The 6,557-nt window shown below is 70.0% G+C and carries 5 protein-coding genes; 3 read left to right on the top strand and 2 right to left on the bottom strand.

From position 1 onward, the window contains the following. Positions 1-356: FecR family protein (locus NON22_RS05185; protein ID WP_484600500.1), on the top strand; the 356-nt coding region annotated here is incomplete at its 5' end. A 360-nt stretch (positions 357-716) separates the two neighbouring features. Beyond that, complete coding sequence (locus tag NON22_RS05180) at positions 717-3,497, top strand: TonB-dependent receptor plug domain-containing protein (protein ID WP_425507952.1); 2,781 nt, start codon at positions 717-719, stop codon at positions 3,495-3,497. 44 nt (positions 3,498-3,541) lie between these two features. On the opposite strand, the gene NON22_RS05175 is transcribed toward NON22_RS05180, so the two are convergent. After that, positions 3,542-4,951, bottom strand: coding sequence for a choice-of-anchor Q domain-containing protein (locus tag NON22_RS05175; protein ID WP_257385862.1), 1,410 nt, complete (start codon positions 4,949-4,951; stop codon positions 3,542-3,544). A gap of 113 nt (positions 4,952-5,064) precedes the next feature. Beyond that, positions 5,065-5,694, bottom strand: a complete 630-nt coding sequence (gene yihA, locus NON22_RS05170; protein ID WP_257385861.1) for a ribosome biogenesis GTP-binding protein YihA/YsxC — start codon at positions 5,692-5,694, stop codon at positions 5,065-5,067. Positions 5,695-5,834: 140 nt separating this feature from the next. Here yihA and NON22_RS05165 point away from each other — a divergent pair, with 140 nt between their 5' ends. Next, positions 5,835-6,500: a c-type cytochrome gene (locus NON22_RS05165; RefSeq protein WP_257385860.1), complete on the top strand. Its 666-nt coding sequence runs from the start codon at positions 5,835-5,837 to the stop codon at positions 6,498-6,500. The last annotated feature ends 57 nt before the right edge of the window (positions 6,501-6,557 follow it).

Below are 6,557 nucleotides of genomic sequence, written 5' to 3'. Positions count from 1 at the left end.
CCTCGCCGCAGGACGGCCGCGGCCAGCCGGTGACCCTGCTGCCGGCCGGCAGCAGCGCGCTGGCCAATGCGGCCGGCGTGCTCGTGCGCGACGGCTCGGTCGCCGACGCCGAGCGCGCGCTCGACTGGCGCCGCGGCTATCTGGTGTTCCTCGACACGCCGCTGGCCGTGGCCGTGGCGGAATTCAACCGCTACAACCTGCGCCCGCTCGTGATAGGCGATGCGGTTGCGGCGCAGCTGCGCATCGGCGGCAGCTTCCGCTGGTCCAACGCCGAGGTCTTCGCGAACCTGCTCGAACAGGCCCTGCCCGTGCGTGCCGAGCGCGAGCCCGAGCGCATCGTGCTGTACAGCCGGTGAACCGCGGGCGGGATTTCTCCGCCTCGCTCGTCATGAACCCGTAACGGCGCCGGGGTGCGCTCGAGCAGGGGGATGGCGATGCGGAAAGGCATACGGAAACTGGTACTCGCGCTGGCCTGCAGCGCGGCACTGGCGGCCCAGGCACAGAACACGACCGAGAACCTGGACATTCCGGCCGGCGACCTGACGACGGCGCTCGACGCGCTCGCGCGGCAGTCCGGCGCGCAGTTCGTCTATTCGGCCGACGAGCTCAAAGGGCTCAAGACCGGCGGCGTCAAGGGTTCGATGACCGCGGCCGACGCGCTCGAGCGGCTGCTGCGCGGCAGCGGCCATCGCCTGCAGCGCGACAAGTCCGGCGCCATGGCCATCGTGCGCGATCCGCAGCCGACGCCGGCGGCGCGCAGCAATCCGCAGGCCGGCACGGACGCGGCGGCCGAACGGCCCGTCGTCGAGCTCGAAAGCGTGCAGGTCACCGGCTCGCGCATACCGCGCGCGCAGATCGAGGGCCCGGCGCCGATCACCGTAATCACCGCGCAGGAGATCAAGGCGAACGGCTTCACGACGGTGCCCGAGGTGCTGCGCGCGATGACGCAGAACGGCGGCGAGACGCAGAGCCAGCAGTCGGCCAGCGGCGCCGATTTCTCGCCGGGCGCGCAGCAGGTCGACCTGCGCGGCCTCGGCCCGAATCACACGCTGGTGCTCGTCAACGGCCGGCGCATCGCCGACTTTCCGATGCCGTTCAAGGGCCGCAGCAACTTCACCGACATCTCGAACATTCCGCTCGGCATGGTCGAGCGCATCGAGATCCTGACCGGCAGCGCGTCGGCGATCTACGGTTCGGACGCGATCTCGGGCGTGGTCAATTTCATTCTCAAGAAACAGGCCGACGGCACCACGGTGGACCTGCGGCTCGGCGACACCGAGCGCGGCGGCGGCGAGTCGTTCAACCTGAGTCTGTCCAGCGGCTTCGGCACCGACCGCTTCAACGCGGTCTACGGCGTGGAGCTGCTGTCGCAGCGGCCGCTGTGGGCCTACGAGCGCGAAGTGCAGGATTCCACCCTGGACGCGCCGACGTCGCGCGCGCGCGCGCCGCGCCGCGTGTTCCTGCGCACGAACTGGTACGACGAATACCTCGATCCCGGCGCGGCGACCTGCAACGGCCTGTCCCAGCTCAACGGCGGCTCGACCTACTACGCGTCGCGGCCGGGCTGGGGCATAGACGGGGAAGACGGCTACTACTGCGGCAGCGACCGTTCCATCGGCTACGGCACGATCACGAGCCGGCGCAAGGGCGTCAACAGCTACGCCTCGCTGAGCTATTCCTTCGACGGCGGCATCGACTGGTTCGCCGACGTGCAGGCCGGCTATCACGAGCTCGCGATGTATCGCGACGTGACGCAGTGGAGCTACCAGGCGCCCGACGGCAACGAGGAAGGCTATTTCTACAACCAGGCCACCGACCAGGTCGAATACTGGCAGCGCCAGTTCACGCCCGAGGAAATGGGCGGCCTGGATCGCGGCATGATCCGCAACCGGCAGAAGACCTTCAGCCTGAACACCGGTTTTCGCGGCCGCTTCGGCGAAGCCTGGGACTGGGAAGCGGCGCTGAGCCATTCGCAGTACCAGTCCACGATCAGCTGGCCGCAGATCGTCGCGTCGCGCGCGAACGACCTGCTGCTCGGGCCGCAGCTCGGCGTCGACGAGGACGGCTTTCCGATCTTCGATGCCGACCCGGAACGCCTGTACCGGCCGCTGACGCGCGCGGAATACGACTCCATCGCCGCGCGCACGACGTACACGCCGAAGTCGCGCACCGACACGGTGTCGTTCACTCTGACCAATCCCGAGCTGTTCTCGCTGCCGGCCGGCGACGCGGGCTTCGCCGGCACGATCGAGGCCGGCGACCAGGCCTACGCGCTGCATCCGGATCCGCTCGCGACGCAGTACTACTACTACAGCTGGCGCGATTCCGACGGCTCCGGCAGCCGCGACCGCTGGGCCGCGGCCGGCGAGCTGCGCCTTCCGCTGCTCGAGTCGCTGAGCCTCAGCACGGCCGCGCGCTACGACCAGTACCGCTACGACGGCCATTCGATCGACAAGGTGACCTGGAGCAGCGGCCTGGAATGGCGGCCGCTGGATTCGCTGCTCGTGCGCGGCTCCTACGGCACCGCGTTTCGCGCGCCGGACCTGCACTACGTGTTCGCCGGCGAAGGCAATCTCGAATCCTCGGGCGTGGACTACTATCGCTGCCGCACCGAGGAGCCCGGCGTCGACATCGCCGACTGCTCCTACGGCGACGAAGGCCTCATCGTCACGCGCGCCGGCAACCGCCGCCTGAATCCGGAGACCAGCAAGTCGTACACCGCCGGCCTGGTGTTCTCGCCGCTGGCCAATCTCGACTTCTCGCTCGACTACTTCGACATCGACCTGCGCAACCAGGTGCAGGACCTGCGCATCGACGGCGTGCTGCAGGACGAAGCGAGCTGCCGCATCGGCCGGCGCGTCGACGGCACGCCGGTCGATCCGAATTCGCCGACCTGCCTCGATGCGCTCGCGCGCGTGCGCCGCTCCAGCGACGGCGGCGTCTACGGCGTCTACGTCAATCCGATCAACATCGCGCGCGAACGCACGAGCGGCATCGACTTCAGCACGCACTACCGGCTGGAGACCGGCATCGGCCTGTTCCGCTTCAGCGGCAACTACACCTGGGTGCGCCGTCACGAGAGCCAGCAGTACGCCGGCGACGCCGTGGAGAACCAGTTCGCCGTCAACAGTGGCTTCGACATTCCGCGCACCAAGGCCAGTGCGAGCGTCAGCTGGGAACGGAACCGCTGGACCGCGACCCTGCACGGCGAGCGCCTCGGCCGCCTGCCCAATTCCGACTCGTATTCGCAGGTCTACGATCCGGAAGACGGCGGCAGCCCGTGGCTCGGCGCGACCTATCGCTACAACGCGTCGCTGCAGTACCGCTTCAACGAGCGCGCGCAGCTGTCGCTCGCCGTGACGAACCTGTTCGACAAGATGCCGCCGCGCGATCCGACCGCGACCGCGTATCCGTACTACGACATCTCCTGGTTCGACGCGACCGGCCGCCAGTTCTATCTGCAGTACACGCACAAGTTCGGCGGCAAGGCGCTCTGACAGACCCGCACGCGCGCAGCACGGCCGCCGCGCCGGCTGCGCGCTCAGCGCCTGAGCATCGTGTCGAAGCCGTCGGCGAACAGGCCGTCGGCAAGTTCGAGCGCGCCCGTATCACAGCGCGCCATGCCGTCGCCGTCGCCGTCGAGAGGCCGCGGCGCGCCGCGCTGGTCCGTCGCCGGACAGCCCTGGTCCGTGGCGCGATCGATCGCGGCCGCGCCCGGCGCATGCGCGGCCGTGAAGCCGCCGTGATCGGCCAGCGGACCCAGGCCGGGATCCGTGTCGAGCTGGTCGCCGGGCTGCGCCGCGAACGCGCAGCTCCGTGCGTCGCCGAGCAGATTGCCGCCGCCGTCGGAATTGGCGTGGTTGCAGTCGGCGTAGTGGGTGGCCGGACCGTTGCCGGCGAGGATGGTATTGCGCAGGTACACGAGGCCCGAGCCGCCGTGCACGTCGAGGATGCCGCCGGCGACGGCCTGCTGCCCGGCCGGCGAGCCGTTGCGCGTGATCGTGCCGTTGACGATGTCCAGGCGCGAATGGCCGTCGTTCATGATCGCGCCGTTGATTCCGCGATTGCCGCTGACCGTGACGTTCTCCAGCCGCGCCGGCGCCGCGATGTTGAACAGGAACGCGCCGGCGCCGCCCGTCGCCTCGTTGTCGGCGACGAGGCTGCGCCGCAGCACGATGCGCGCGTAGTCGCCGCTCAGGGCGCCGCCGCGCGTGCCGAGGTTGCCGCGGATCTCGCTGTCGTCGAGCTCGATGCAGGCGGTTGCGGCGGCGTCGGGCGAACCGTGGACGTAGATCGTTTCGCCGCTCTCGACCGCGGCGTTGCCGAGCACGCGTATCCGATGACCGACCAGACAGCCTTCGATGTCGAGCGCGACGCCGCTCCAGACCCAGACCGTGCGATGGCCCTCGAGCACGACGTCGTCGAGCGCGACCTCGGTCGCCGGCGCGGCACGCAGGCCCGCGCCGCCGTAGGCGGTCGGCTGCACGAGACGGCCGTTGCGCAGGGTCAGCGCGGAGAAACCGACGCGGCGCGGCGCACTTCCCGCGTGCACCTCGACGGCGCGATCGTGCGCGCCGGCATCGATGGACGTCAGCGCGGCGCCGGCGCCGACGACCGCAAGATCGTCGCGGACGTCGAGATCGCCGCTCGCCGCGGCGTCCTCGCCGCTGCCGGCGAGACTCAGCAGGAATTCGCCGGCCGGCAGCTCGATGCGATCGGCGCCGGCCAGCGCATTCGTTTCCTGCACGGCCGCGCGCAGGCTGCAGCGATCCAGCGCGTCGGCGCAGCGCCCGTCGCCCGGCGACGCATCGGTCGTGTCGTCGGCCGTGTCGACCGTGAACACCGCCGCAGGCAGCGGCGCGACGGCGCACAGCCCGAACGCGGCGACAATGCCTCGGCTACGCCACTGCCGCGATCCGGCGCCGTGCGCCGTCGGTCGAGTCCGCTGCATGCGCCCGGCTCCTCTGCCATGGACGGGACCGCGGGCAACCGGCGCGGCACGGTCTGCTTACGCAGCGAGGCCGCACGGATCCGAACCGGTTCGTCGCGGGACGTCGGGGGCGGTCAGGCTTCGTGCACGGTCGCGTCCGGCGCCGGCTGTTCGAGCCAGGCGCCTATCGCCGCGCGCGCTTCATCGATGCCGATCTTGTCGAGCGACGAGAACGCCTGGATCGTCGCGCCGGGACACAGGGACGCCATCTCGCGGCGCGTGCCGAGCAAGGTGCGTGCGGCTTCGCCGCGCGACAGCTTGTCGACCTTGGTCATGAGCACGTGGCAAGGCAGGCCGATGTCGCGGCAGTACTGCAGCATCAGGCGGTCGAAGTCCTTCAGCGGGTGGCGGCTGTCCATGATCAGCACGACGCCGCGCAGCGATCGGCGATGGGTCAGATAGGCGTCGATGAGCTCGCGCCAGTGGTCGCGCAGGGTCGGCGGCACCTTCGCGTAACCGTAGCCGGGCAGGTCGATCAGGCGGCGGTCGCCGTCGAGCTCGAACACGACGAGCTGCTGCGTGCGGCCCGGCGTCTTCGACGTGCGCGCGAGGCCGACCTGGTCGCAGATGCGATTGAGCGCGCTGGACTTGCCGGCGTTGGAGCGGCCGGCGAACGCGACTTCGGCGCCGGTATCGGCAGGCAACTGGCGCAGCTCGTGCGCGGCCAGGCGGAAACGGGCGCGGCGAAACAGGGAATCGGACATTGATCGGGCTCGAGGCAGCGGCACGCGCGGGGCGTTTGACCGTCTGGGGGGCGCTGGTACAATTCGGCGGTTTTCTGTCCCCCGCCAGCCTCAGCCCGCCGGGGATGGCCGCGTTTCCAGCCTATGTGGAGTCGAGTGTAATGAGTTTTCGGCGCGTAGTTGCTCTGGCGGGCTTGCTCGCCGCAGGTTCGATCCAGGCGGAAACGGCCGCGCCGCACGCCGTCGCCGGCGATGCCAAGGCCGGTGAAGCGAAGGCCGCCGCCTGCGGCGCCTGCCACGGTTCCGACGGTAACTCCACCGACAAGCAATATCCCAAGCTGGCCGGCCAGCAGGCCGACTACATCGCGCGCCAGCTCGCGCTGTTCAAGTCCAGCGCCCGCAACAACCCGATCATGCTCGGCTTCGCCTCGACCTTGTCCGACCAGGACATGCACGATGTCGGCGCCTTTTTCGCGACCAAGCAGGCCACGCCGGGCAACGGCGACCAGGCGCTGAAGGCGCGCGGCGAGCAGCTCTGGCGCTCGGGCGACGTCAAGCGCGGCGTGCCGGCCTGCATGTCCTGCCACGGTCCGTCGGGCCGCGGCAATCCGGGTTCGGGCTATCCGCAGATCGCCGGCCAGTGGACCGACTACGTCGTGGTCAAGCTCAAGGACTGGCAGAACGGCACGACCTGGGGCGAAGACGACCGCGCCAAGATCATGCCCGAGATCGCCAAGCGCCTCAGCGAGCAGGACGTGAACGCGGTCGCCTCGTACGCCGAAGGCCTGCACACGAGCAAGCCGGTCGCGACGGCCAGCGCCCAGTAAAAACCCGGCCATACCGGGATTGAACGCCGACGGCGGCGCACGCCGTTCGGCGTGAAC

The organism is Tahibacter caeni, assembly GCF_024609805.1.
Lineage (GTDB): Bacteria > Pseudomonadota > Gammaproteobacteria > Xanthomonadales > Rhodanobacteraceae > Tahibacter > Tahibacter caeni.
This window is presented reverse-complemented; position numbering and strand designations above follow the sequence as displayed.